Origin of the sequence: Streptomyces sp. NPDC001093, from assembly GCF_040298985.1 — a bacterium.
Lineage (GTDB): Bacteria > Actinomycetota > Actinomycetes > Streptomycetales > Streptomycetaceae > Streptomyces.
Genome location: NZ_JBEPBF010000051.1, coordinates 31,939 through 54,909 on the forward strand (window position 1 = coordinate 31,939; position 22,971 = coordinate 54,909).

19 protein-coding genes are annotated in these 22,971 nt (G+C 72.3%); 8 read left to right on the forward strand and 11 right to left on the reverse strand.

Annotated elements, in window-relative coordinates:
• Nucleotides 1-8: 8 nt before the first annotated feature.
• The gene (locus ABT288_RS24585) at nt 9-2,513 is read left to right on the forward strand and encodes a tetratricopeptide repeat protein (protein ID WP_351611536.1); all 2,505 of its coding nucleotides are present in this window, start codon (nt 9-11) and stop codon (nt 2,511-2,513) included.
• A gap of 132 nt (nt 2,514-2,645) precedes the next feature.
• Nucleotides 2,646-3,761 carry an ADP-ribosylglycohydrolase family protein gene (locus ABT288_RS24590; protein ID WP_351611538.1) on the forward strand — a complete coding sequence of 372 codons (1,116 nt, stop codon included), beginning with the start codon at nt 2,646-2,648 and terminating at the stop codon, nt 3,759-3,761.
• A gap of 60 nt (nt 3,762-3,821) precedes the next feature.
• Here the strand turns inward: ABT288_RS24590 and ABT288_RS24595 are convergent, their stop codons facing one another.
• The gene (locus ABT288_RS24595; protein ID WP_351611540.1) at nt 3,822-5,381 is read right to left on the reverse strand and encodes a sodium:solute symporter family protein; all 1,560 of its coding nucleotides are present in this window, start codon (nt 5,379-5,381) and stop codon (nt 3,822-3,824) included.
• A 207-nt stretch (nt 5,382-5,588) separates the two neighbouring features.
• Nucleotides 5,589-6,377, reverse strand: a complete 789-nt coding sequence (locus tag ABT288_RS24600; RefSeq protein WP_351611542.1) for an SDR family oxidoreductase — start codon at nt 6,375-6,377, stop codon at nt 5,589-5,591.
• A 90-nt stretch (nt 6,378-6,467) separates the two neighbouring features.
• Between ABT288_RS24600 and ABT288_RS24605 the strand changes: the two genes are divergently transcribed.
• Nucleotides 6,468-7,307: a hypothetical protein gene (locus ABT288_RS24605; RefSeq protein ID WP_351611544.1), complete on the forward strand. Its 840-nt coding sequence runs from the start codon at nt 6,468-6,470 to the stop codon at nt 7,305-7,307.
• A gap of 19 nt (nt 7,308-7,326) precedes the next feature.
• Here ABT288_RS24605 and ABT288_RS24610 read toward each other — a convergent pair whose 3' ends face one another.
• Nucleotides 7,327-9,237 (reverse strand): DUF8823 domain-containing protein, encoded by a 1,911-nt coding sequence (locus ABT288_RS24610; RefSeq protein WP_351611546.1) that lies wholly within the window; start codon nt 9,235-9,237, stop codon nt 7,327-7,329.
• Nucleotides 9,238-9,423: 186 nt separating this feature from the next.
• Nucleotides 9,424-11,823, reverse strand: coding sequence for a D-alanyl-D-alanine carboxypeptidase (locus ABT288_RS24615; protein WP_351611549.1), 2,400 nt, complete (start codon nt 11,821-11,823; stop codon nt 9,424-9,426).
• A gap of 181 nt (nt 11,824-12,004) precedes the next feature.
• On the opposite strand from ABT288_RS24615, the gene ABT288_RS24620 reads away from it, so the two are divergent.
• The 3 genes from ABT288_RS24620 (at nt 12,005) to ABT288_RS24630 (ending at nt 14,258) form a co-directional block, all read left to right on the forward strand.
• Nucleotides 12,005-12,763, forward strand: a complete 759-nt coding sequence (locus tag ABT288_RS24620; RefSeq protein WP_351611552.1) for a GOLPH3/VPS74 family protein — start codon at nt 12,005-12,007, stop codon at nt 12,761-12,763.
• 256 nt (nt 12,764-13,019) lie between these two features.
• A complete protein-coding gene (locus tag ABT288_RS24625; RefSeq protein ID WP_351206220.1) occupies nt 13,020-13,877 on the forward strand; it encodes a helix-turn-helix domain-containing protein in 858 nt (285 codons plus the stop codon).
• Nucleotides 13,878-14,066: 189 nt separating this feature from the next.
• Entirely contained in the window at nt 14,067-14,258 is a 192-nt protein-coding gene (locus tag ABT288_RS24630) for a DUF397 domain-containing protein (protein ID WP_351611555.1), read from the forward strand.
• 145 nt (nt 14,259-14,403) lie between these two features.
• On the opposite strand, the gene ABT288_RS24635 is transcribed toward ABT288_RS24630, so the two are convergent.
• On the reverse strand, nt 14,404-14,892 hold the full coding sequence (locus ABT288_RS24635) for a glutathione peroxidase (protein ID WP_351611557.1): 489 nt from the start codon (nt 14,890-14,892) through the stop codon (nt 14,404-14,406).
• Between the two features lie 31 nt (nt 14,893-14,923).
• On the reverse strand, nt 14,924-15,907 hold the full coding sequence (locus ABT288_RS24640) for an ArsR/SmtB family transcription factor (protein WP_351611559.1): 984 nt from the start codon (nt 15,905-15,907) through the stop codon (nt 14,924-14,926).
• Nucleotides 15,908-15,994: 87 nt separating this feature from the next.
• Between ABT288_RS24640 and ABT288_RS24645 the strand changes: the two genes are divergently transcribed.
• Nucleotides 15,995-17,191, forward strand: a complete 1,197-nt coding sequence (locus tag ABT288_RS24645; protein WP_351611561.1) for an MFS transporter — start codon at nt 15,995-15,997, stop codon at nt 17,189-17,191.
• Here ABT288_RS24645 and ABT288_RS24650 read toward each other — a convergent pair.
• The 5 genes from ABT288_RS24650 to ABT288_RS24670 form a co-directional block, all read right to left on the reverse strand.
• Complete coding sequence (locus ABT288_RS24650) at nt 17,130-17,963, reverse strand: slipin family protein (RefSeq protein ID WP_351611564.1); 834 nt, start codon at nt 17,961-17,963, stop codon at nt 17,130-17,132. The two genes, ABT288_RS24645 and ABT288_RS24650, sit on opposite strands and share 62 nt — an antisense overlap.
• Nucleotides 17,964-18,068: 105 nt before the next feature.
• Nucleotides 18,069-19,463 carry a sensor histidine kinase gene (locus tag ABT288_RS24655; protein WP_351611567.1) on the reverse strand — a complete coding sequence of 465 codons (1,395 nt, stop codon included), beginning with the start codon at nt 19,461-19,463 and terminating at the stop codon, nt 18,069-18,071.
• A complete protein-coding gene (locus tag ABT288_RS24660; RefSeq protein WP_351611600.1) occupies nt 19,460-20,065 on the reverse strand; it encodes a phosphatase PAP2 family protein in 606 nt (201 codons plus the stop codon). The genes ABT288_RS24655 and ABT288_RS24660 overlap by 4 nt, the downstream gene beginning before the upstream one ends.
• A 162-nt stretch (nt 20,066-20,227) precedes the next feature.
• Nucleotides 20,228-20,986: a polysaccharide deacetylase family protein gene (locus tag ABT288_RS24665; protein WP_351611570.1), complete on the reverse strand. Its 759-nt coding sequence runs from the start codon at nt 20,984-20,986 to the stop codon at nt 20,228-20,230.
• Nucleotides 20,983-22,389, reverse strand: a complete 1,407-nt coding sequence (locus ABT288_RS24670) for a glycosyltransferase (protein ID WP_351611573.1) — start codon at nt 22,387-22,389, stop codon at nt 20,983-20,985. The genes ABT288_RS24665 and ABT288_RS24670 overlap by 4 nt, the downstream gene beginning before the upstream one ends.
• Nucleotides 22,390-22,549: 160 nt before the next feature.
• Here ABT288_RS24670 and ABT288_RS24675 point away from each other — a divergent pair, with 160 nt between their 5' ends.
• A complete protein-coding gene (locus tag ABT288_RS24675) occupies nt 22,550-22,969 on the forward strand; it encodes a BlaI/MecI/CopY family transcriptional regulator (protein WP_351611575.1) in 420 nt (139 codons plus the stop codon).
• Nucleotides 22,970-22,971: the final 2 nt, after the last annotated feature.

The following is a 22,971-nucleotide window of genomic DNA, read 5'->3' on the forward strand; positions in this document are numbered from 1 at the left end:
GCTGACGGATGGCGCAGGCACGGCCGTCGATGCAGGAGCTGATCGGGCGGCGCAGACGGGCGGGGTTCGTCGGACGCAGCGATGAACGGGCGGCTTTCCGCGCGAACTTGGACGTACCCCCCGAGGACGAACGCCACCGCTTCCTCTTCCACGTCCACGGCAACGCGGGCGTCGGAAAGACCTTCCTGATCAGGGAGTTGGAGCAGATCGCGCGGGAACGCGGGGCGCTGACGGCGTACGTCGACGAGAGCGTCGGGAGCGTGCCGGAGGCGATGGCGGCGATCGGCGACCAGCTCGGCCGGCAGGGCCACCGGTGCAAGGAGCTGGAGCGGCTGCTGGCCGCCTACCGGGAGCGGCGGCACGAGGCCGAGGCCGCCGCCCTCGCCCTCGACCCGGAGGCGGCGCCGCATCCGTCGGCCGGTTCGCTGGCCGTGGCGCGGGCCGGTCTCGTCGGGCTCGGCATGGCGCCGGGCGTCGGACCGTTCGCCGGCGCGCTGGACGCGGCCCAACTCGCCCAGAGCGCCGACCGGTTGCGGGCAGGGCTGAGCGCGCGGTTCCGTAACCAGGAGGACGTGCGCCTGGTGCTGTCGCCGGAGCGGGTCCTGACCCCGGCGCTGCTGGGCGAGCTCGCGGCCGCCGCCTCCGCCGCACCGTGGATCGTCCTGCTCTTCGACACCTACGAGCGCACGGGCGCGTTCCTGGACGGCTGGCTGCACGAGATCATGACGACGGACCGGTACGGCACCCTGCCGGCCAACGTCGTCCTGGTGACCGCGGGACAGCTCCCGCTCACCCCGGCGCGCTGGGCCGGATTCGCGGACTTCGTCGCGGACGTGCGGCTCGGTCCGTTCACGGAGGCTGAGGCACGCGGACTCCTCGCGGACAAGGGCGTCCGGGACGAGCCGGTCGTCGCCGAGGTGCTGCGGCTGACCGGGGGCCTGCCGGTGCTCGTCTCCACCCTGGCCGAGACCCGGCCCGCCGACCCTCGGGACGTGGGCGATCCCAGCGCAACGGCCGTGGAGCGGTTCCTGAAGTGGGAGCAGGATCCGGTGCGCCGGGCCACCGCACTGGCCTGCGCGCTGCCGCGGACGCTGGACGCGGATGTGTTCCGGGCCGTGGTCGAGTGCCCGGAGGAGGAGTTCGACGGGCTGTACGCCTGGCTGCAGGACATGCCGTTCGTCAGCGGGCGCGGGGACCGGATGCGGTACCACGACCTCGTGCGGGCGCCGATGCTGCGGCTCCAGCGCCGGCAGTCGCCGCGGAGCTGGACCGAGCGGCACCGGCGGCTCGCGCGGACCTTCGCACGGTGGCGCGCGGAGACCGAATCCGCCCTGGAACCGGGCGAGTTCTGGAAGGAGGAGGACTGGCGGGAGCTGCGCCTGGCCGAGTCCTACCACTCGCTCTGCGCGGCTCCCCGCGCCGCGCTGCCCGCCGTGCTGGCGGACCTCGTCACCGCCTGCGACCACGGGGACGACGTGCTGTGGCGCTGGGTGCGGCTGCTGGTGGAGGCATCCGAAGACACCGGTGACACAGGTGCCACGGGCACGCGGAACCTGGCGGGCTGGTCAGGCGCGCTGGCGGAGGCGTTCGCGGCGGACGCGGAGGCCGGGGTGGCCGGTCTGCTGCTGGACCGGGCGCGGGGCGAGGAGCCATGGCGGGCGACGGCGTACGCGGTGCGGGGCGACGCCCTGGCGCGCCGCGGCGACCAGCAGGGCGCGCTGGACGCGTACGACCGTGCCCTCGCCCTCGACCCCTCCCTGGTGCGGGCCCTGCGGGGCAAGGTCCTGGCGCGCAGCTCGCTCGGCGACTACCGGGGGGCCCTGGAGGACCTGCGCCGGGTGCTGGAGCTGGAGCCGGACAACCCGTACAACATGTTCCTGCGCGGGGAGCACCTGCGGATCCTGGGCCGGTACGAGGAGGCGGTGGCCGACCTCGACCAGGGGATCCGGCTCGACCCCGGCCAGGCCTTCGCCTGGGCCTCCCGGGGCGCCGCCCGCCTGGCCCTCGGCGAGCTGGACGACGCGCACGCCGACCTGAACCGGGCGCTCGATCTCAACGCCGACTACGCGTGGGCCCTCGCCCGCCGGGCCCGTCTCTGGCGCGCACGCCGGGACCGCACCCGGCAGCTCGCCGACCTGGACCGGGCGCTCGCCCTCCAGCCGGACTGGGCCTGGGGCCGCTGTGAACGCGGTGACGCGCTGCGGGTGGCCGGCCGGGACGAGGAGGCTCTCGTCGACTACGACCGCGCGCTCGCCCTGGACCCGGACTACGCCTCGGCGTACGCGAGCCGAGGCGCCTCGTACGCCAACCTCGGCCGCCTCCAGGAGGCCCTCGCCGACCTCGACCGCGCCCTGTCGCTCAACCCGGTCTACGTCTGGGCGCTGCAACGCCGGGCGGAGGTGCACCGCGGACTCGGCGCGGATGCCCTGGCCGAGGCGGACGAGTCCCACGCCGCCCACCTCTCCCTCCCCACGCCCCCACCACCGCGCCACCACCCCTCCTCGGTCAACTGACGTGCCCCCTGTCACGTCCGTAGCTGAGAGGGAATGACCACTGGGGGGCGATTTGCCCCCCTGAACGGACCATTCCCCGTCGATTACAGTGCTGAGCGTCGTACGGACGGACGGTGCCGTGGGGAGGTCTGGATGAGTGCGACATCCGGCGCCGTCTGGGGCCGAGCCGAGCAGCAGGACTACCGCAGCAGGGTGCGCGGCACCCTGCTGGGCGTCGCCGTGGGCGACGCGCTCGGCGGGCCCGCCGACCCGCTGTCCCTGGAGGAGATCCGGGCCGCGTACGGCCCCGAGGGGCTGCTCGACCTGGCCTTCGGGCAGGGGCGGCGCGGCACGGTCACCCATCACACCCAGCTCACCCTGTTCAGCGTGGACGGGCTGATAAGGGCCCAGGTGCGCCGCGACACCGGCGCCTGGCACCCGCCGACCGATCTGCACCGGGCGTACCGGCGCTGGGCGGCCACCCAGCGGGACTGGGGGCCGGACGAGCGCCGCAAGGACGACGGCTGGCTGGCCCGGGAGGAGTGGCTGTACGCCCGCCGGGAGCCGACCCGGGCCCTCCTCGTCGGGTTCGGCGACGACGTCATGGGCACGCTGGAGGCACCGAAGAACCCCGATGAGCTGGGGCCGGAGGCGGTGGCCCGGTCCGCGCCCTTCGGGCTGCTGGTCGGCTGGGAGCCGCAGCTCGTCGCGCAGCTGACGGTGGAGTGCGCCGCCCAGAGCCACGGACATCCCCTCGCCTACCTGTCGGCGGGCGCGTACGCCGTGATCGTGCATGGGCTGGCCCGGGGCGAGAGCCTGGACGGCGCCGTGCAGCGGGCCCTCGCCCTGCTCGCCGCCCGGCCCGGCCACCAGCCCGTCTCGGACGCCCTGCAGCATGCCCTCGGGGCGGTACGGCAGGGGATGCCGAGCCCGACGCGGGTGGAGGAACTGGCCGGCGACGGTACGGCGGACGGGCTGCTGGCCGCGTCGGTGTACTGCGCGCTGGTGGGGGAGGACGTCCGGCACGGGCTGTGCCTGGCGGTGAACCAGAGCGGGCCCTCGGCCGCGGCGGGCGCGCTCACCGGCGGCCTCCTGGGCGCCCTCCACGGCGAAACGGCCCTCCCCCCGGCCTGGCTGGCGGAGCTGGAGGGCCGCCCGACGGTGCTGGAACTCGCCGACGACTTCGCGATGGAGATGACCCAGGGCCCGGCACTGCACGGCCCGGCGGGGTCCTCACCGGGGTGGCTGGTCCGCTATCCGCGGGCCTGACCTCGGACCCCGCGCGCGACGGGTGGCCGGTCGGGATGTCTCCCCGGTGGACGGTGCCCCCTACGGCGCTCCCACCACGTCGTCCCCCGCCCCCGCAGGGACCGGTACCGCCGCCACCGCGTCGCCGTCGGTGTTGACCTTCTCGATGATGGCCAGGCGCTCGGGCGTCTCCTCCGGCTTCAGGTAGCCGATGACGGTGTAGAGGACCAGGGACACCGCCAGCGGGACCGAGACCTGGTACTGGAGCGGGACCCCGCCGGAGACGTTCCAGTTGATGGGGTAGTTCACCAGCCAGAACGCCAGCAGACCCGCAGCCCAGCTGGTGAGCGCCGCCGTCGGGCCGGAGCGGCGGAACGGGCGGAGCAGGCCCAGCATCATCGGGATCGCGATCGGGCCCATCAGACCGGCGACCCACTTGATGACGACCGTGATGATGTCCTTGAACGTGGGGGAGTTGACCTGCGTCGCCACCGCCATGGACAGACCGAGGAAGACCAGGGTCGTCACGCGGGCCGCGATCAGTCCGGAGCGCTCGCCCCAGCCCCGGGCACGGGAGGACAGCACCGGAGCCACGTCACGGGTGAACACCGCCGCGATCGCGTTGGCGTCGGAGGAGCACATGGCCATCGTGTGGGAGAAGAAACCGACGACGACCAGTCCCAACAGGCCGTGCGGAAGCAGCTGTTCGGTCATCAGGCCGTAGGAGTCGGAGCCGTCCGGCTTCCGGGCGTGGACCAGGAGGGGGGAGATCCACATGGGGAAGAAGAGGACGACCGGCCAGACCAGCCACAGGACCGCCGACAGGCGGGCGCCGCGCTCGGCCGCGTGTGCGCTGCCCGTCGCCATGTACCGCTGCGCCTGGTTGAGCATGCCGCCGTTGTACTCGAAGAGCTTGATGAACAGGAACGCCAGCAGGAACACCGTGCCGTAGGGGCCGACCAGCGGCTTGCCGTGGCCGTGCAGCGCCGGCTGGTTCCAGGCGTCGAAGAAGCCGATGTGCTTGTCGTTCAGCTTCAGGACGACGGCGACGAACATCGAGACGCCGGCGAGCAACTGGATGACGAACTGGCCGAGTTCGGTCAGCGCGTCCGCCCACAGGCCGCCGATCGTGCAGTACACGGCCGTGATCGCACCGGTGATGAGGATGCCCTGGTTCAGGGTGACCCCGGTGAACACCGACAGAAGGGTGGCGATCGCCGCCCACTTGGCGCCCACGTCCACGATCTTCAGCAGCATGCCGGACCAGGCGAGCGCCTGCTGGGTGGACAGGTTGTAACGGTTCTTCAGGTACTCCAGCGGGGAGGCCACATGGAGCCGGGAGCGCAGTCGGTTGACGCGGGGTGCGAACAGCTTCGACCCGATGGCGACGCCGAGCGCGATGGGGAAGGACCAGGTGACGAAGGAGGTGACGCCGTAGGTGTAGGCGATGCCCGCGTACCCGGTGAACATGACCGCGCTGTAGCCCGACATGTGGTGCGAGATGCCGGAGAGCCACCAGGGCATCTTGCCGCCGGCCGTGAAGAAGTCGGAGACGTTGTCCACGCGCTTGTGCGACCAGACGCCGATCGCGACCATCACACCGAAGTAGCCGATGAGCACGGCCCAGTCGAGACTGTTCATGTGCCCGATCGTGGGTGCCCCCACGTGAACACGACAAGCGACTGTCCGGTCAAGAGCCGGTAAAGATGTTCGTCTTTGTGACCTTCGTTCATCTACATGAACCAGTCGGCGAAGCCGGATCCGGTCGCCAGGCCGTGGTACGGGCGAAGACGTTCGCGCTGCCCCGGCCGGTGGCGGAGTCGTGTCAGCCCGGCAGGACACATCGGGTCACCGCATCAACTCGCCCGCGTTGACCAGCAGCGACTGCCCGGTGATGGCCCGTGCCCGGTCCGAGGCGAGGAACACCACCGCATCGGCCACGTCCCCGTCGGTCGCCGGCTCGGGCAGGGCCATCCGGTCCGTCAGTCGCCCCAGCACCTCCGCCTCCGGCACGCCCTCCGTCTGCGCGGTGAACCGGACGTACGCCTGCACCGGCGGTCCCCACATCCAGCCCGGCAGAACGGTGTTGACCCGGATCCGCCCCGGCCCCAGCTCCCGCGCCAGCGAGTACATCGCGCTCGTCAGCGCACCCTTCGACGCGGCGTACGCCGCCTGCTTCACCTGCGAGGGCGCGGCCACCGCCGACTGGGTCCCGATGAAGACGACGGACCCGCCCCCGCCCTCCCGCAGCGCGGGGAGGCAGGCCCGGGTCATCCGGAGCGTGCCGAGGAGGTTCACCTCCATGACCGACTGCCACGTCGCGAAGTCCGCGTCCTCGACGCCGCCGAAGTACGAGTCCCAGGCCGCCACGTGCACCACCGCGTCGATCCCGCCGAACCGCTCCCGCGCCAGCGCGGCCAGCGCCTCGCACTGCCCCTCGTCGGTGATGTCCGTCGCCCGGTACGCCGTGCGCGCGCCGGACGGATCGATCCCGGCCGCGCTCTTGGCGAGGTTCGCCTCGGTGCGCGCCCCGAGCACCGCGTTCCCGCCGTCCCGTACGACGGCCGCGGCGACCTGGTGACCCAGCCCGGCGCCGACTCCCGAGACGACGACGGTCTTTCCGGCGAGCAGGGACATCCGTACCTCCCGGGCTATGGCGCTTCATCTGACGGACCGTCAGAGTATGGGCGACCGGAGGAGGACGGAAGGGGAGGGAAGGGGAACCGCATGAGCGAGGAGACCCGCAGCGAGGCGTACGCGGAACTGGCCGCCGTGGGACCGTACGGCGTCCGCCCGGGCCACGCCCTGATCACCATGGTCGAGCCGCACCCCGGGCACGAGTACGCCTACAACCGCTGGTACGAGGACGACCACTACTACGCCGGCGCGATGGCCATGCCCTGGATGTACGCGGGCCGCCGCTGGGTGGCGACGAGGGACCTGCAGCTCCTGCGCCGCCCCGAGAAGTCGGCGATCGCCCAGCCCGTCACCGCCGGCTGCTACCTCTCCACGTACTGGATCACCGCCGGCCGCTACGACGACCACATGAAGTGGACCGTCGCCATCAACAGGCGCCTCAACCGCGACGCCCGCGTCTACCACGACCGCACCCACGTCTTCACGTCCTTCCAGGACCACGAGACGACGGTCTACCGCGACGGCGCGGTCGGCCCGCGGGACTTCCACGCCCTGGACCACCCCTACGCGGGCCTGGTCCTGGAGGTGATCGACACGGAGTCGGCGGAGCAGCGGGCCGAGCTGCTCCAGTGGCTGGCCGCCCGGCACCTCCCGCGCCGCCTCGCGGGCTCCCCCTCCGCCCTGGTGACGGTCTTCCGCCCCACCCCCCTGCCCGGCGACCGCATGACCTACGTCAAGCAGGTCGAGGGCGTCGACACCCGTCTGACGCTGCTGTGGTTCCTGGAGGCCGACCCGAGGGAGTGCTGGCAGGACCACTTCACGGGGCTGGACGAGCAGGTGACCGACTCGGGCCTGGGCAGGCTGGAACTGCTGGCGCCGTTCGTCCCGACGGTGCCGGGGACGGACCGGTACGTCGACCGGCTCCGCTGAACCTCACCGGGTCACGGCGTCACGGCGTCACGGAGTCGCGGGGCCACGGAGTCCTGAGCTCGTCCGGACACGGGGTGCCCCGGGGGAGCTGGTACGGCGCCGCCAGCCGGTAGGTTCCCGCCTTCGGCGCGAGCAGCATGGTCCACTTGTCCCCGTTGGCGTCCTCCGGCGTCTCCGCCAGGCACCCGTTGGCGTTCCGGTACTTCTTCGGCGGGCCGGAGGAGACCATCTGCGGCGGCTTCAGGCTCTTGCCGTGCTCGTCGACGATGCTCAGCCACGGCGAGTAGGGGATCCTGATCAGGATCCGCCCGGCCTTGCGCACCTGAAGGGTCATCTCGCCCTGGTCGGCGCGGTCCACCACGGCGTCGGGCTCGGCCAGCGGCGTCGGATCGGTCACCCGGAACAGCTGCCAGTTGGCGTCGCCCCACACCTGCGTCAGATACGGCATCCCGCGCCGCAGCAGTTCCCGCTCGCGCTCGCCGCCGTCGCCGTCCGGGTTGTCCTTCGGCAGGACGACGAAGTGGACGGCCCAGCGCTGCAGCCACTCGTGGTAGTTCGCCGAGTTGAGGGTGTCGTCGTAGAAGAGCGGGTTGCGCTCCATGTCGGCCTGCCGGTTCCAGCCGCGCGCCAGGTTGACGTACGGCGCGAGCGCCGACGCCTCCCGGTGCGAGCGGGCCGGGACCACCTCGACGCGGCCCTTCTCGGCACCGGCCTTCTGCAGCTGGTGCACCAGCGGGGCGAGCTCGCGGGCCCAGGACGCGGCCGGGGTCGTGTGGATGATGTCGTCCACCGACTTGAAGCCGATCCAGCCGGCGAAGCCCAGGAGCGCCAGCACGGTCGTGTACCACCTGCGGGACTTCGGCACCGTGAACGGCAGCGCGGCCACCAGCGCCGCACCCGCGAACAGCATCGGCAGCCGGGAGATGTTGGAGCCGATCTGCGAGTTGATCAGCCACACCAGGACCACGCCGACGCTGTAGACGGCCGCCGTCAGCCGGACCGTCACCCACTGCCTGGGCACGAGGAACAGGCACAGCAGGCCGTACAGCAGGGGCAGGATCACCGAGCCGATCGTCATCGGCTGGGTGCCCGAGAAGGGGAAGAGGAAGTACGAGGCGGCGACCACCACGGTCGGGGCGAGACCCAGCGCCCAGGCGCCCGGCCGCCGCTTCTGCAGGAACAGTGCGACCGCGACCAGCCCGACGAACAGCCCCGAGACGGGCGAGGCCATGGTGGACAGACCGGCCAGCGGGGCGGCCACCGCCGCCTTCGCCCAGCGTTTGTGACGCCACCGGTACGGCCAGCAGAAGACGGCCGCGACGGCGCCGAGCGCGAACATCGTGCCGAGCCCGAAGGTCACCCGGCCGGAGATCGCGTTGCACAGAAACGCGAAGACCCCGGCGAGCGAGGCCCACAGCGGGTTCTTCACCGCGCGGCTGCGGATCAGGACCAGCGTCAGCAGGCCCGCCGACACGGTCCCGGCGATCATCATCGTCGTACGGACGCCGAGCACGGCCATCAGATACGGCGACACCACGCTGTACGACACCGGGTGCATGCCGCCGTACCAGGCGAGGTTGTACGCCGAGTCCGGGTGCCGGCCGACGAACTCCGCCCAGGCGTCCTGCGCCGCGAGATCGCCACCGCTGTTCGCGAACGTGAAGAACCAGACGATGTGCAGGACCCCCGCGAGGGCCGTCACGGACAGCACGGGGTGCTTGAGCAGCCGCTGCCGCAGGGGTTCGGCGGCGGCGAGGAGACGCGCGAGCCGGCCGGCGGGCGTGTCGAGGTGCTCACTGTCGGTACGGCCGTCCGGGTGGCCGGAGTGATCCCCGCGACCGTCCGGGTCAGGCTCGGACAGGCGTATTCGCGGGCCGGATCCCGGCCCAGGATCGGCGTCGTCGGCGCGTGTCGGCTCGGCTGTGGCCACCTGAAGGCACTCCCCGTGTCCCGTCTTCTGTTCTCGGCCGTGTTCCACGGTGTTCCCGGCTGCTTCCCGTCCAGTTCGCGGCCATGTCCCGGTGACCGGCGACCTGCCCCGATTCGTGACGCTAGCACGCACCCCGCCGCGGGTCTCCGTCGGCGGGGTGCGTGCTGGTGAGACCGCGGTGCGGACTCAGCCCAGACGGGTCAGCTTGGCGCCGAAGCCGGGCTCCGCCAGATCCTCCTGCAGGGCCACCGGCACCCTGACCGCGCCGGCCGAACCGTCACCCACGGTGAGCGAGCCGACCTGGGTGCCGGCCTTCGCTGTGTGCGGCACCTTGTCGGCGGCGAAGGACAGCTTCACCGTCAGCCCCGACCAGCCGGCCGCCGTGACGTCCTTCGTCGCCACGATGGGCGTACGGCCGCCGAGACCGTCGTCGACGTACCCGACCACATCGCCCTTCTTCAGGATCGTCACCGACTTCAGGGCGCCCTGCGCGGCGCGGATCAGCTTGTCGCCCGCGTCCAGGACCCCGCTGATGATGGTGTGGTCGAAGCCGCCGGCGGGCTGGCGCAGCACGGCCCCGATGATGGTGCGCGTCTCGCCGCCGACCTGCTGCTTCGCCGCGAAGACGAGGTTGCCGAGGGCGGCCGGCGTGGTGCCGGTCTTGATGCCGACGACGTTGTTGTGGCCGACCAGGCGGTTGTAGTTGGAGTGGTTGACGCCCTTGTAGTCGTTGTACGACATCATCGCCGCGACCTCGCGGAAGACGGGCTGCTCCATCGCCGCCCGGGCCAGCTTCACCTGGTCCACCGCGGTGCTGACCGTGGAGGCGGTCAGGCCCGAGGGGTCGGTGTACGTCGTGTTGGTCATGCCGAGACCCTTGGCGGCGGCGTTCATCTTCTCCGTGAACGCCTGCTCCGAGTGGGAGTCCCAGCGGGCGAGCAGCCGGGCCACGTTGTTGGCGGAGGGCAGGAGGATGGCCTCCAGCGCCTCGCGCTCGGAGATCGAGTCGCCCGCGGTGACGCGGACGGTGGACTCCTGGCCCGCGTCCGACTGCTGCTCGGCGGGCTTGTCGATCGTGATCTTCGGACCGTCCTGACCGCTCTTGAGCGGGTGGTCGCGCAGGATGAGGTACGCGGTCATCACCTTGGCGACGCTCGCGATCGGTACGGGCTTCTGGTCGCCGGAGTTACCGAACGTGCCGATGCCCTGGACGTCCAGCGCGGCCTGACCAGTGGCCGGCCACGGGATGCCGGCCTTGCCGCCGTCGAAGGTGTAGGTGTCCTTCGCGGTGAGGTCGAGCGTGGGGTCGGGGAGCGGGCGGAGGGTCTGTACGACCGCGAAGATGATCGCCAGGAGCAGGACCAGGGGCGTCCAGATCTTGACCCGGCGCACGACCGTGCGGACCGCCGTCTCCGGGGGCGGCGGCGTGTTCGTCAGCTCCGCCAGGAGGTCCAGCGGGGGCTTCGGGGGGAGCGGCTGCTGGGTGGTGCGCTCGGGGCCGACCTGGGGGACGGGGGTGGTGGTGTCCGGCCTGGCCTCCGGCTTGGTCTCCGGCTTGGCGGCCGGCGCCATGTCGTTCTTGAGCGCGACGAACTTACTGGTGCGCTCGGGGTCGGACTCCGGGGCCTTGGGCGTGTTCGTCTTCCCGCCGAGCTTGAGCATGGTCGTCGGCTGGTCGACCTGCGGGGCGGACGGGGGCTTTATCGCCTTGAAGACGGTGGTGGGCTGGTCGACGGGGGCGTCGTCGCCCGCGTCCGCCTCCGGCGTGGGGGCGGGTTCGTCACTCGCCTCGGCTTCGCCTTCGGCGTCCGCGCTCCCACCCGCACCACTCGTGCGGGTCTCGTCGTCGGCTGCGGTCGCCTCCGGCGTGGGGGCGGGTTCGTCACTCGCCTCGGCTTCGCCTTCGGCGTCCGTGCTCCCACCCGTACCACCCGCGGGGGTCTCGTCGTCGGCTGCGTCCGCCTCCGGCGCGGGGGCGGGTTCGTCACTCGCCTCGGCTTCGCCTTCGGCGTCCGTGCTCCCACCGGCACCGCCCGTGCGGGTCTCGTCGTCGGCTGCGGGTGGCCCCTGTGGGGCGTCCTCGCCGTCGGCGTCCTCGGACCCGGCCTCGGCGACCACGGCCTCGGCTTCGCCGGCCTTCGCCTTCGCATCCGCCTGGGCCCCGGCGCCACTGTCCGCGTCGGAGTCCGCGTCAGCCTCCGGTTCGGTGCCCGTGTTCGCCTCCGCGTCGGCCTCCGTGGCCTCGGACCCGGTCTCGGTCTCCTCGGCCTCCGGCTCATCCGTCTCCGGCTCATCCGTGGCCGTCGGACCGGGACTTGCGGCGTCGCGGACCCAGGACGAGACCGCCTCGCGGAGGGCGGTGTCCTCCGACGGGGCTTCCGAGGCGCGGTCCTTGACGTCACGGACCGACAGGACCTTCGTTGCGGTGTCCGCGCCACCGGGCGCGGAATCCTTTTCGCGGGAGACGGCGAGGCGCGGATCGCGTGCCTCGGGAACCGGACCCGCGCTCCCCGACGTCGGTTCTGCCGACGACTCGCGCTGCTTCGACCTGTCGGGGGACTCGCCCGCCACCGATGCCTCCTCCATGCGCCGCACGCCTACGCGCGCGCCCTGTCCGAACCGTGTACCAGTGTCCTGTGTGAGGGCTTGGCCCCTGCAGTAGACGAGAACGACATACCTACCGGTTCCCTCACGAACCGGTCACGCACCCTCGACAGACCAATGTGAGAGGGGTCACCCTGTCATTCATCCACGCGGGGAGGCATGGATGGGCAGGAGCCGCAGAACACTTCCGGAGGAGCTTCTGCTGCTGGCACTGGACCCGGCCACGGGTACCACTGCGCAGCCGCAGTCGCTCGACCTCGGTCTGGCCGGTGCACAGCTAGTGGAGCTGGCGCTGGCCGGACGGATAGCCCCAGACGGGGATCGTATCGCCGTGGTGGTGCCACGGCCGACTGGAGATCCGACTCTGGACTGCGCGTTGGAGTTGCTGCGAAGGCGTGGCGCTCCCGTGCGTGCCGTCCACTGGATCGGCGGACCCCGGCTGGGGCTCCGTCAGACGTACCTCTCGCATCTGGAGCGGTGCGGCATGGTGCATGCCGTGGCCGGTCAGATGTGCGGGGTGCTGCCGACGACGCGCTATCAGGCGACGGACAACGAGATCAGCCGGGAGATCCGAGCCCGGCTGGATTCCGCGATCCGCACCGGCGTGCCGCCGGACCCGCGGACCGCGGCGCTCGCCGCCCTGGCGCACGCCGTCGGGCTCGGCAAGCACCTGTATCCGGGGAACGAGGGACGGTCGTCCCGGTCCCGGCTGCGGGATCTGATCCGGCACGACCCCATGGGCGGGCTTGTCGCGCACGCCGTGATGGACGTGCAGAACGGTGCCGTCGCACAGCCGCGCCGGGGCGCCGCCGCCACCGGGCGGCAGGGCGCGGCGGCCGGTGCACGGTCCGCGGCGGAACCCGCACGCGGGGTTCCGATGCAGCCGCACCGCGGATCCATGGCACGCGCCGTGGCCCACTGAGCCGTAACCCCGGTTCGCGCACGGCCGTTTCGGGAGCCGTCGGTCGGAGCGGGGCGGTGGGATCCTTCCCCGGGATCCCGCCGCCCCGCTCGACTGCGTTCCGGTACACCATCGGGTGGCGAGCCGTGGCGAACTGACGCGTACGCGCCGCATATCCACCGTTTCCCAGCGGTAGAAAGCACCTTGGTGGCAGTCTGCTCAGCAGCAGATACGCAAAGTGTTAAGCAACAGGCAGGCAGCCGGAGGTGCACGTCCCGTGGCGTCCAATGTCAATCCCACCGTCAGGCGGCGCCGGCTGGGCCAGGAGCTCCGCAGGCTTCGCGAGCTCAAGGGCATGACGGCCGAGGAAGTGGCGGAACGACTGCTGGTGTCGCAGTCGAAGATCAGCCGGCTGGAGAACGGCCGCAGAAGCATCAGTCAGCGCGATGTGCGCGACCTGTGCGGGGTCTACGAGGTCGAGGACCAGCGGATCGTCGACTCGCTGATGGAGATGGCCCGGGACTCCCGGCAACAGGGCTGGTGGCACACCTTCGGGGACATCCCCTACAGCGTGTACATCGGGCTGGAGACCGACGCCGAGTCGCTCAGGGTGTACGAACCCCAGCTGGTCACCGGTCTGTTGCAGACCCGCGCCTACGCGGAGGCCCTGGTGCAGGGCGCGCTGCCGGAGACGTCGACCGCCGAGATCGAGAAGCGTGTGCAGGTGCGCATGCGCCGACAGGAACGTATCACCGCCGAGAACAACCCGCTCCGGCTGTGGGTGGTGCTCGACGAGGCGGCGCTCAAGCGTGTCGTGGGCAGCAGGCTGGTGATGCGCGAGCAGCTGGACCATCTGATCGAGATGTCCCAGCTGCCGCACGTCACCGTGCAGGTGCTGCCGTTCGAGGTGGGCGCGCATCCGGGGCTCAACGGCCAGTACGCGATCCTCGAGTTCGCCGACGCGGCCGACTCCAGCGTGGTGTACCTGGAGGGCGTCACCAGCGACCTGTACCTGGAGAAGGCCCAGGACGTGCAGAAGTACGCCGTGATGTACGAGCATCTGCGGGCACAGTCCCTCAATGTGGAGCAATCCCGGCAGTTCATTGCGAAAGTGGCGAAGCTGTACGCCGAATGAGCGGCTGTCACGGAGGGCGCCGGATCTTACACCGAAGGTCCATTCCGATGGAAGGCTCTCCTGGAATATGCCATCCGGTTGAGTGAACGACTACTCCGGCAGGCGCGGTTGCCCGGTAGCGTCGATCACGCCAATCAGACGACAAGGTTGGCGTGAACCGCACTATCGCAACTCGCAACAGGAGTGGACATGGCACTGATTCAGGGCGCTTCGGAGACGTGGATGAAGTCCTCCTATTCCGCGGGCAACGGCGCCTGCGTCGAGGTCAAGTCGCCCACCGACGCCGAACTCGCCGTCCGTGACTCCAAGGTCTCCGAGGGCCCGATCCTGGCCTTCCCCGCCGACGCGTGGAACGCCTTCGTGACCTCGGTCAAGGCCTAGGGGGCCCTCCCTGACCTTCGTCAGTGAAGCCCCCCCGACGAAAACAACTTCACAAGCACCACCAGAAGAGCCCTCTCGACCGGTCGCCGTCCTTGCCGAGAGGGCACCTTCTGTTCGGGGGCACCGGGGCAAGGCCCAGCGCGGCTCAGCCGAGCTGGGCCTCGATGGCGGTCACGATCGCGTCCGACTCCGGCTCGGTCTGCGGCGAGAACCGGGCCACGACCGTGCCGTCCCGCCCGATCAGGAACTTCTCGAAGTTCCAGCGGATGTCGCCGCTGTGCCCCTCGGCGTCGGCGAAGCCCACCAGACGCTCGTACAGCGGATGCCGGCCCTCGCCGTTCACCTCGACCTTCTCGGTGAGCGGGAAGGTCACGCCGTACGTCGCCGAGCAGAACTCCGCGATCTCCTCGGCGGTGCCGGGCTCCTGCCCGAGGAACTGGTTGCAGGGCACCCCGAGCACGGTGAACCCGCGGTCGGCGTACCGCTCCTGGAGCTTCTCCAGGCCCGTGTACTGGGGGGTGAGGCCGCACTTGGAGGCCACGTTGACGACGAGGACGGCCTTGCCCTCGTACTGGGTGAGGTCGGCGGGGCCCCCGGCGAGGGAGCCGATTTCTACGTTCAGCACGTTGGTCATACGGGGAGCCTAGACGCCCGAGGGCCGCACATCAGGCACAGCCCCGCGCCCCCTGGGGCGCCTCCAGCAGGACATCTCCGGCAGCCGTCCGTACGTACAACACCGACCGTCCGGCCCTGCGCCGTTCCACCAGCCCCGCTTCCCTGAGCACCTTCAGGTGGCGCCCCACCGAGCCCAGCCCCTGCCCGGTCACCGCCGTCAGCTGGGTGGTGCTCATGGGGGAGGCGAGGAGGGCCAGGACTTCGGCCCGGGCCGGACCGAGCAGGGCGCCCAGGGCGGACGGGACGGTTCTGATGCCCGCGTCGGCGAGGGCACCGGCGCACGGGTAGACCACCGCGTAGCGCACCCCGTCGTCCCAGGCGACCCAGCCCGCCCGCTGCACGGTCACCGGCACGAAGAGCAGCTCGGCACCGGAGATCTCCCGGGGCGGGTACGCGTGCAGGTTGATCTGGAGCAGGTTCTCGCCGAGCCAGCGGGTGCGTCCGGGCCGCAGCTCGTCGAGCACGCTCACCCAGCCGCCCCGGCTCACCTGCGCGGTCCGCGCGACCACGTCCGCCTCCAGCACCCGCCGCCGCCGCTCCCAGGACGGCCGTACGGTCCTCTCCCACACCCACTGAAGGAGTACGGCCGCCCGCTCGGGCAGGTCGTCCCGGTCCAGCTCGGCGGGGAGCGGGCCGACGAGTGCGGTGCGCAGATGGGCGCGGGCCGCCTCCGGCGCGGTCGAGCGGACCCGGGAGACCTCGTCCGCGAACGTCTCCCCGCCGCGGGGCGCCGGGGTCAGGAAGTCGGCGATCCACTCCCGGCCGAGCCCGGCCCGCACCAGCCGTGCCGTCACCGGCTCGGCCGCCAGCAGCGCCCGGTAGGCGGGCAGCTGGGCGCGCAGCCACGCCTGCTCACCGGGATGCGCGGCGTCCGCCCCGTGCAGCAGCTTCAGGCAGGCGAAGGTCTCGGCGAGCGGCGAGACGACGAACCGGCTACGGGCGAGTGTGTCCGCGTTGAGCTGCCACAGGCCCACCCCGGGACCCCCCTCACGGCCGTACGGGCTTTCGCGCTGTGGCGAAACAATAACGAGCCCGCCCGTGACCCGCCGAGACTCCCCGGCATGTCCAGCTATCGATCCCTGCTCCGCACCCCGGAGTTCACCCCGCTCTTCGCCGGCTCGGCCGCGCAGACCGCCGCGCAGACGGTCGGCGGGCTGGCCCTGGCCACCCTCGTGTACCGGGCCACCGGCTCGCCGCTGCTGTCGGCGGTGAGCATGTTCGGCCCCTCGCTCGCCCAGGTGCTGGGCGCGACCTTCCTGCTGTCCGGCGCCGACCGGCTGCCCCCGCGTACGGCGCTGTCCGCGATCGCGCTCGCCTTCGCGGCCGGTACGGCGGTTCAGGCGGTGCCCGGTCTGCCGGTCGGCGCGGTCTTCGGCGTCCTGCTGCTGCTGGGCCTCGTGGCCTCCCTGGGCGCCGGGGTCCGCTGGGGCCTGCTGAACGAGATCCTCGCCAAGGACGGCTATCTGCCGGGGCGTTCGCTGTTCAACATGATGAGCGGGCTGATGCAGATCGCCGGGTTCGCCACCGGCGGCGCCCTGCTCGCGATGCTCTCCCCGCGCGTCTGCCTGCTGCTGGCGGCGGCCCTGTACCTGACGGCCGCGCTCGCCCTGCGCCTCGGCCTGACCGCCCGCCCGCCCCGGAGCGGGGGCCGCCCCACCGCGTCGGCGACCTGGCGCACCAACGCCCTGCTGTGGTCGTCCCGCCCGCGCCGCCTCACCTACCTGGGCCTGTGGCTGCCCAACGGCCTGGTCGTCGGCTGCGAGTCCCTGTACGTGTCGTATGCGCCGCACGCCGCCGGCACGCTGTTCGCCTGCGGGGCGTTCGGCATGTTCGCCGGCGATGTGGCGGTGGGCCGGCTGCTGCCGCCCGCGGTACGCCGCCGCCTGGCCACGCCCCTGTTGCTGTTGCTGGCGACGCCGTACCTGGTGTTCTGCGCGCACCCGCCGCTGCCGGTGGCGGCGGTGTGCGCGACGGTCGCCTCCGTGGGCTTCGGCGCGAGCCTCGTGCAGCAGGAGCGGCTGATGGACCTGACCCCGGACGAACTCGCCGGCCAGGCCCTGGGGCTGCACTCCTCCGGCATGCTCACCATGCAGGGGGTGAGCGCCGCGCTGGCCGGCGCGGTGGCACAGCTCACCTCGCCCGCCGCGGGGATGACGCTGATGGCGGCGGGCTCGGTGGCTGTGACACTGGCGCTCGCTACGGCTGCTCGGCGCTCTGCGGAGCCGGGGCGGGAGCCTGCTGCTGCCGAGGCACGCTGAGGTCGGCGTCGATCTTCTGCGCCGCCCGGTCGAAGTAGCGCAACAGCTCGACGGGGAAGGGCATCACAAGGGTCGAGTTCTTCTCGGCGGCGACCTCGACGACCGTCTGCAGGAGCCGCAGCTGCATGGCCTCCGGACTGTCGGACATGATCCTGGAGGCGTTGGCGAGCTGCTGTGCGGCCTGGAACTCACCGTCGGCGGTGATGACCCGGGCCCGCCGCTCCCGCTCGGCCTCGGCCTGCCGGGACATGGACCGCTTCAGCGACTCGGGCAGCTGGACGTCCTTGATCTCGACGCGGTCGATGTGGATGCCCCACCCGGCGGCCGGGCTGTCGATCATCAGCGCCAGCCCCTCGTGCAGCCGCTCCCGGTCGCTCAGCAGGTCGTCCAGATCGCTCTTGCCGATGATGGACCGCAGCGAGGACTGGGCGACCTGCCCGACGGCGAAGACGTAGTCCTGGACCTCGATGGCCGCGCGCACCGGGTCGGTCACCCGGAAGTAGACGACCGCGTCGACCTTCACCGACACGTTGTCCTTGGTGATGCCCTCCTGGGTGGGCACGGGCATGGTCACGACCTGCACGTTGACCTTGCGCATACGGTCGGCGAAGGGGATCAGGAAGGTGATGCCGGGCTGCCGGTGGCCCGGCAGGGCCTTGCCCCACCGGAACACGACCCCCCGCTCCACCTGGTTGACCACCCGCATACCGCTCTTCAGCACGAACAGCGCCAACAGCGCCACCACGACGACCGCCACCACGGTGCCTTCCATGGGCACTCCATTCCTCGCAACGGCACGGACACCGGGAAGGACACCGGCGGTGGCCGGATGGATGCGGTCGCCGCGTCATGAATGCGTCAAGACTGTAGGGCTCGGTCACGCCGTGGGCAGGGCGATCGTGAATCTGGCGCCGGGGGTGTGCCCGGGGTCGTAGGACACCTCACCGCCGACGGCGCGGGCCAGGCGGCGTGCGAGTGGGAGCCCCAGGCCCGCGCCGTCGTGCCCGTCGCCGGAGTCGGCGCGCCGGCCCGGCTGGAACAGCTCGCCCACGAAGGCCTCCGGCACGCCGGGGCCGTCGTCGACGACATCGATCCGCACGGAGCCGGGCACGCGCCGCGCGGAAACGGTCACGGTGGAACGGGCGTAGCGGGCGGCGTTCGCGAGCAGGGGGCTGACGATGCGTTCGAGGAGGCCGGAGGGAACGCCGGCCTCCAGCACCGGAGCATCCGTCTCCACGGCCGTCCGCACCCGCTCCGGCGCGTCGAGCTGCCGGAGCAGGCGGTCCAGGACCGGCACGACGTCGGTCGTTCCGGGGGCGGTCGCCGGGTTCAGCGTGTTCTCGCGGGCCTCGTTGAGCAGCGTGTCGCAGATCGTGCGCATGGACTGCGCGGCCTCGGCGATCACCTCGTGGGCGGCACGGGTCTCGGCGTCCGTGCGCGGCCGGGTCCGCCACCAGTCGAGCTCCATGATGATCCTGGTGAGCGGGGTGCGCAGTTCGTGGGACAGCTCTCCGGTCAGCTGTTGCTCGTGGCGCAGCACTGTGCGGATGCGGTCGAGGAGCGCGTCCAGCGAGGCGCCCAGACGGGCGAGTTCGGCCGGGTGTTCCGCCGCGCCGAAGCGGTCGTCCGAGCCCACCGCACTCCACTGCGTGGCCTGGTCGGTCATGGTCCGCACCGGCCGCAGCGCCCGGCCGACGGACAGGCGGGTCAGGACGTACGTGCACCCGAGCATCACGGTGTCCAGGATCAGCGACCCCAGCAGCAGGGTGTCGGCGGAACTGCGGTACGGGGCCAGGTCCAGGGCGGTGACCACGGTGGCGCCGGCGTGGCGGCCGGGAATCGGCAGGGAGCACAGCCGGACGGGCCGGTGGCCGTGGGCGTGGAAGGGGGCGCAGGCGCGCCCGCGCCGTGCGGCCAGCCCGTCGGCGGCGCGGGTCAGTGCGCCGTCCCCGGCGGTGGACGGCGGCTTCTCCAGCAGGCCGGTCCCGGCGTAGATCCACACGTTGGTGTCGAGCAGGCGGTCGTTGACCGTTTCCACGACGCGGACCCGGGAACCGCTGGTGTCGACGGTCGTGGCCACCGCCGCCGCCCTGTTGCGCAGCTCGTCGTCCGCCTGGTGCTGCAGATGCCGGTCCATCACGGCGTTGAACGCCACGGTCAGCACCGTCATCAGCAGCGCGGCGGCGGTCAGCGCCACGAGGGAGAGCCGCCCGCGCAGGGTGCGCGGGGCCAGGCGGCGAAGGACCCCGAGGGAGCCGAGGGCACGGTTCATGGTGTCAGCAGCATCGCACCCAGGCGTCTGGCTGCCAGCCACCGCGCCAGGACGGCCGACCACCGCCGCGTCGCGCGCGTCGCCGTCAGTGCCACCAGGGCGCCGACGAGGAGACCTGCCAGGACGTCGTGCGGATAGTGCACGCCGACCCACACCCGGGAGATCCCCATGGCCAGCGCGGCCACGACCGCGACCGCCCCGAGACGGCGCGAGACGAACAGGAGGGCCACGGCGGCAGCGGCGGCGATGGCCGCGTGGTTGCTCGGGAAGGACCAGTCGCCGGGTCCCGGGCACGCCTCCAGTGTTCTCACGTGCAGGCTCTGACACGGCCGGTCCTCGCGCACCGCCAACTTGAGGAGGGCGTCCACGCCGTACGCCACGACGACGATCACCGGCACCGCCAGTGCCGACACCGCGGCGACGGCCCCCTTGCGCCGGGCTCCCCACCAGCCGGCCACGGCCAGGACGGCGAACACCGCGAGCCCGTACGTCGACCAGGCCGAGACCGTGCCGTCCAGCCAGGCCGGCGAGTGCCACGCGAGGCGCACCACGTCCGAGTAGGCGGAACCGTCGACGGAGGACCCGTCGAAGGCGAGGATCACAGTGCTCATCGGGGCGGGCCTTTTCGTGCGGGTGCATCTGCGGGTGAATCGGCGTGAGTGAACGGCCGGCAACTGGATGACTACAGAAACGTAGACCGTCTACTGAACCGTAGACGAACGGCATCCTGGAATCGTTCCGGTCGCCGGCACCTCATCGGCACCTCATTCGCCGCAGGCCACCCGCGGCCCACCCGCAGGCCATCCGTGGTCACGCAGCCGGCCGACGTCGAAGCCACGCTCCGCGCAGGTGTCGAGGATGCGGGGCAGCGCGCCCAGGGCCGAGTGCCAGGCGCCCGGCGCGGAGGTGCAGTCGGAGTCGTGGAGCAGGATGGTGCCGCCGCCGTCCAGATCGCGGGTGACGGTGCGGTGGACGGACGCCGGGGTGGCCCTGGCCCTCCAGTCCTCACCCCAGCAGGTCCACAGCACCGGCGTGAGACCGAGGCGGCGGGCCGCCACATGGGCGGCGGTCGACATGACGCCGTAGGGCGGCCGGAAGAGGGTGGGCACGCGCCCGGTGAGCGCGGCCACGGTGTCACGGGCGCGGGCGAAGTCGTCGTAGGTCGCGCGCGGGCCGCGCAGCAGCAGCGGGCGGTGCAGCCAGCCGTGGATGCCGATCTCGTGACCTGCCCCGGCGATCTCGCGGACCAGACCGGGTGAGCGGTGCGCCTGCGCGCCGAGCAGGAAGAAGGTGGCATGCACCCCACGCTCGGCGAGCAGCCGCAGGAAGAGCGGGGTGGAGCGGGGGTCCGGTCCGTCGTCGAAGGTCAGCGCGACGTGGTCCGGACGGCCCCGGCCCGCGAGGCGGGGCATGAGCCGGTTGCGCAGGGGGCCGTAGGTGGAGACGACGGGTGTGGCGTGGGCGGCGGCGAGTACGGGCAGGGCCGCCAGGGCAGCCGTACGGAAGGTGTGGGCGGTGGTCACGAGTGGTGGCCTTCCTGCCGGGGGGCGAGATGTGCGGCGAGTGCGTCCGGGTCGAGGCGGTGGCCTATGGCGTGCGCCAGTGCGGGGCCGTCGTACGCCGTCGCGATCCCGGTGCCGACGGCGCACGCCCACACGGCGCACGCGACGGCGGCCGTGGCGGCGAGCCGGCGCGGCGTGGGGCGTCGGCGCGTGAGGGGGCGCGGGCGGCGTTGCGTGAGCCCCGAGTGGTGCACGCGGGCTATCTCGGCCGCCGGGCCTTCGCCCGGCGCCCCGGCGAACAGGGCGAGGCCCGTCTCGCGCTGGCGCGGACCGAGCGGGCCGTCGATCAGGTCGTGCAGGACGGCCTTGAGGCCGGCCGGGTCGCGGATCCACACCGCCGCCCCGGCCTCGTCCAGGGCTGCGGCGTTGGTCAGGCCGTGGCCGGGTATGCAACGGTAGCCGGCGACCGGCAGGCCCGCGGCGAACGCCTCCAGGGAGGTCAGTCCGCCGGCGTTCTGGATGAGGACGTCGGCGGCGTGCATCAGGGCGGGCATGTCGTCCACCCAGCCGTAGGCATGCTCGATGCCGTCGGCGCGCAGTCGCTCGGCCAGCGCCTGGTTCCGGCCGCAGACGACGACCGGTACGGCCGCGCCGCTGTCGCGCACCTCCAACGCCACCCGCCGGACCGGCCCGACGCCCCAGGAGCCGGCGACCAGCAGGGCGAGCGGAGTGTGCGGCGGCAGCCCGAACCTGGCCCGCGCGCGGTCGCGTTCCTCCCGGTCGCAGGGCCGGAACCGCGGGTCGGTGACCGGCCCGCGCACCCGTACGTCCCGGGCGCCGGCGGCCCGCGCCTGGGCGGCGGGCACGGCGTGGGCCGCGAGGTGGACGTCCACGCCGTCCGCCACCCACAGCGGATGCACGGAGAAGTCGGTGAGGTAGGTGAGGACCGGCACGGTCAGCCGCCCGTCCAGGCGCAGCCTGCCGAGCACCCGGCTCGCCCCGGGGTAGGTGGAGACGACCGCTCCGGTCCCGGGAGCCAGGGCCCGCAGCACCCGGTCCTCGGCCGCGCGGAGCAGCGCCCGCGCCGCCGGGCCGCCGCCTCCCGCGCGCTCGGTGCTGGAGTAGATGCGCTGGTAGGCCCACGGCGCTCGGACGAGCAGCCGGTGGTAGCCCTCCTGGACGGCCCTGCCGAGCCGGGCGGGCAGCAGGTCGAGCAGATCGTGCCGGTCGACGGTGAAGCCGTCTGCCGTGAGGCGGCGGTCCAGCTCGGCGGCGGCGCCGTCGTGGCCCGCGCCGACGCTCGCGGAGATGATCGCGATCCGGCCGGAGGACGTCGCCGGACCGGGGTCCGTCGTCTCGCTTCGCGGCCGCGACACGGTGCCCGCGGGCGCGGGGCTGGGGAGAGTGCGTCCGGCTTGGGGCATGGGTCGGTCCTCCGCCCGTCGGGAGCTGGGGGGCTCTACAAGATGTAGTAGATCGCGCTTCGAGGCCGGAGCATACCTCCTACAACTAGTAGGAGATGTTCGGTGGCCTGCAGAGGACGACCGGGTAGCCTCTGCTGACGAGGGTGAGGAAGGGCAGACGGTGAGCGACCCGACGGACGAGGAGACCCACGGCGGAGCCGGCAGGCGGGCGCGCGGTGAGCTGGAGGGCGATGTGCTGGCCGCGCTGTGGGCCGCCGACGGCCCGCTGACCGCCCGCCAGGTGCTCGAGCGGCTCCCGGGCGACCTGGCGTACACCACCGTGCTGACCATCCTGTCCCGCCTCCACGACAAGGGCATGCTCCTACGGAACCGGGAGGGCCGCGGATACGCCTACACCCCGGTCCGCGACGAGGCCTCGCACACGGCCCGGCGGATGCGGTCGCTGCTGGAGGAAGGTACCGACCGCGAGGCCGTGCTCACCCGCTTCGTGTCCGAACTCTCCGCACGGGACGAGCAGTTGCTGCACCAGCTGCTGTCCGGGCACGACACCCGCGACGAGCGTTCCGACGGAAGGCGGTGAGC

Coding starts and splice junctions, on each gene's coding strand:
- ABT288_RS24600 (WP_351611542.1), bottom strand. CDS start 6,377: ATGTCCCTGCTCGCCGGAAAGACCGTCGTCGTCTCGGGAGTCGGCGCC.
- ABT288_RS24590 (WP_351611538.1), top strand. CDS start 2,646: ATGAGTGCGACATCCGGCGCCGTCTGGGGCCGAGCCGAGCAGCAGGAC.
- ABT288_RS24605 (WP_351611544.1), top strand. CDS start 6,468: ATGAGCGAGGAGACCCGCAGCGAGGCGTACGCGGAACTGGCCGCCGTG.
- ABT288_RS24645 (WP_351611561.1), top strand. CDS start 15,995: ATGTCCAGCTATCGATCCCTGCTCCGCACCCCGGAGTTCACCCCGCTC.
- ABT288_RS24670 (WP_351611573.1), bottom strand. CDS start 22,389: ATGCCCCAAGCCGGACGCACTCTCCCCAGCCCCGCGCCCGCGGGCACC.
- ABT288_RS24620 (WP_351611552.1), top strand. CDS start 12,005: ATGGGCAGGAGCCGCAGAACACTTCCGGAGGAGCTTCTGCTGCTGGCA.
- ABT288_RS24615 (WP_351611549.1), bottom strand. CDS start 11,823: ATGGAGGAGGCATCGGTGGCGGGCGAGTCCCCCGACAGGTCGAAGCAG.
- ABT288_RS24650 (WP_351611564.1), bottom strand. CDS start 17,963: ATGGAAGGCACCGTGGTGGCGGTCGTCGTGGTGGCGCTGTTGGCGCTG.
- ABT288_RS24635 (WP_351611557.1), bottom strand. CDS start 14,892: ATGACCAACGTGCTGAACGTAGAAATCGGCTCCCTCGCCGGGGGCCCC.
- ABT288_RS24655 (WP_351611567.1), bottom strand. CDS start 19,463: ATGAACCGTGCCCTCGGCTCCCTCGGGGTCCTTCGCCGCCTGGCCCCG.
- ABT288_RS24585 (WP_351611536.1), top strand. CDS start 9: ATGGCGCAGGCACGGCCGTCGATGCAGGAGCTGATCGGGCGGCGCAGA.
- ABT288_RS24630 (WP_351611555.1), top strand. CDS start 14,067: ATGGCACTGATTCAGGGCGCTTCGGAGACGTGGATGAAGTCCTCCTAT.
- ABT288_RS24595 (WP_351611540.1), bottom strand. CDS start 5,381: ATGAACAGTCTCGACTGGGCCGTGCTCATCGGCTACTTCGGTGTGATG.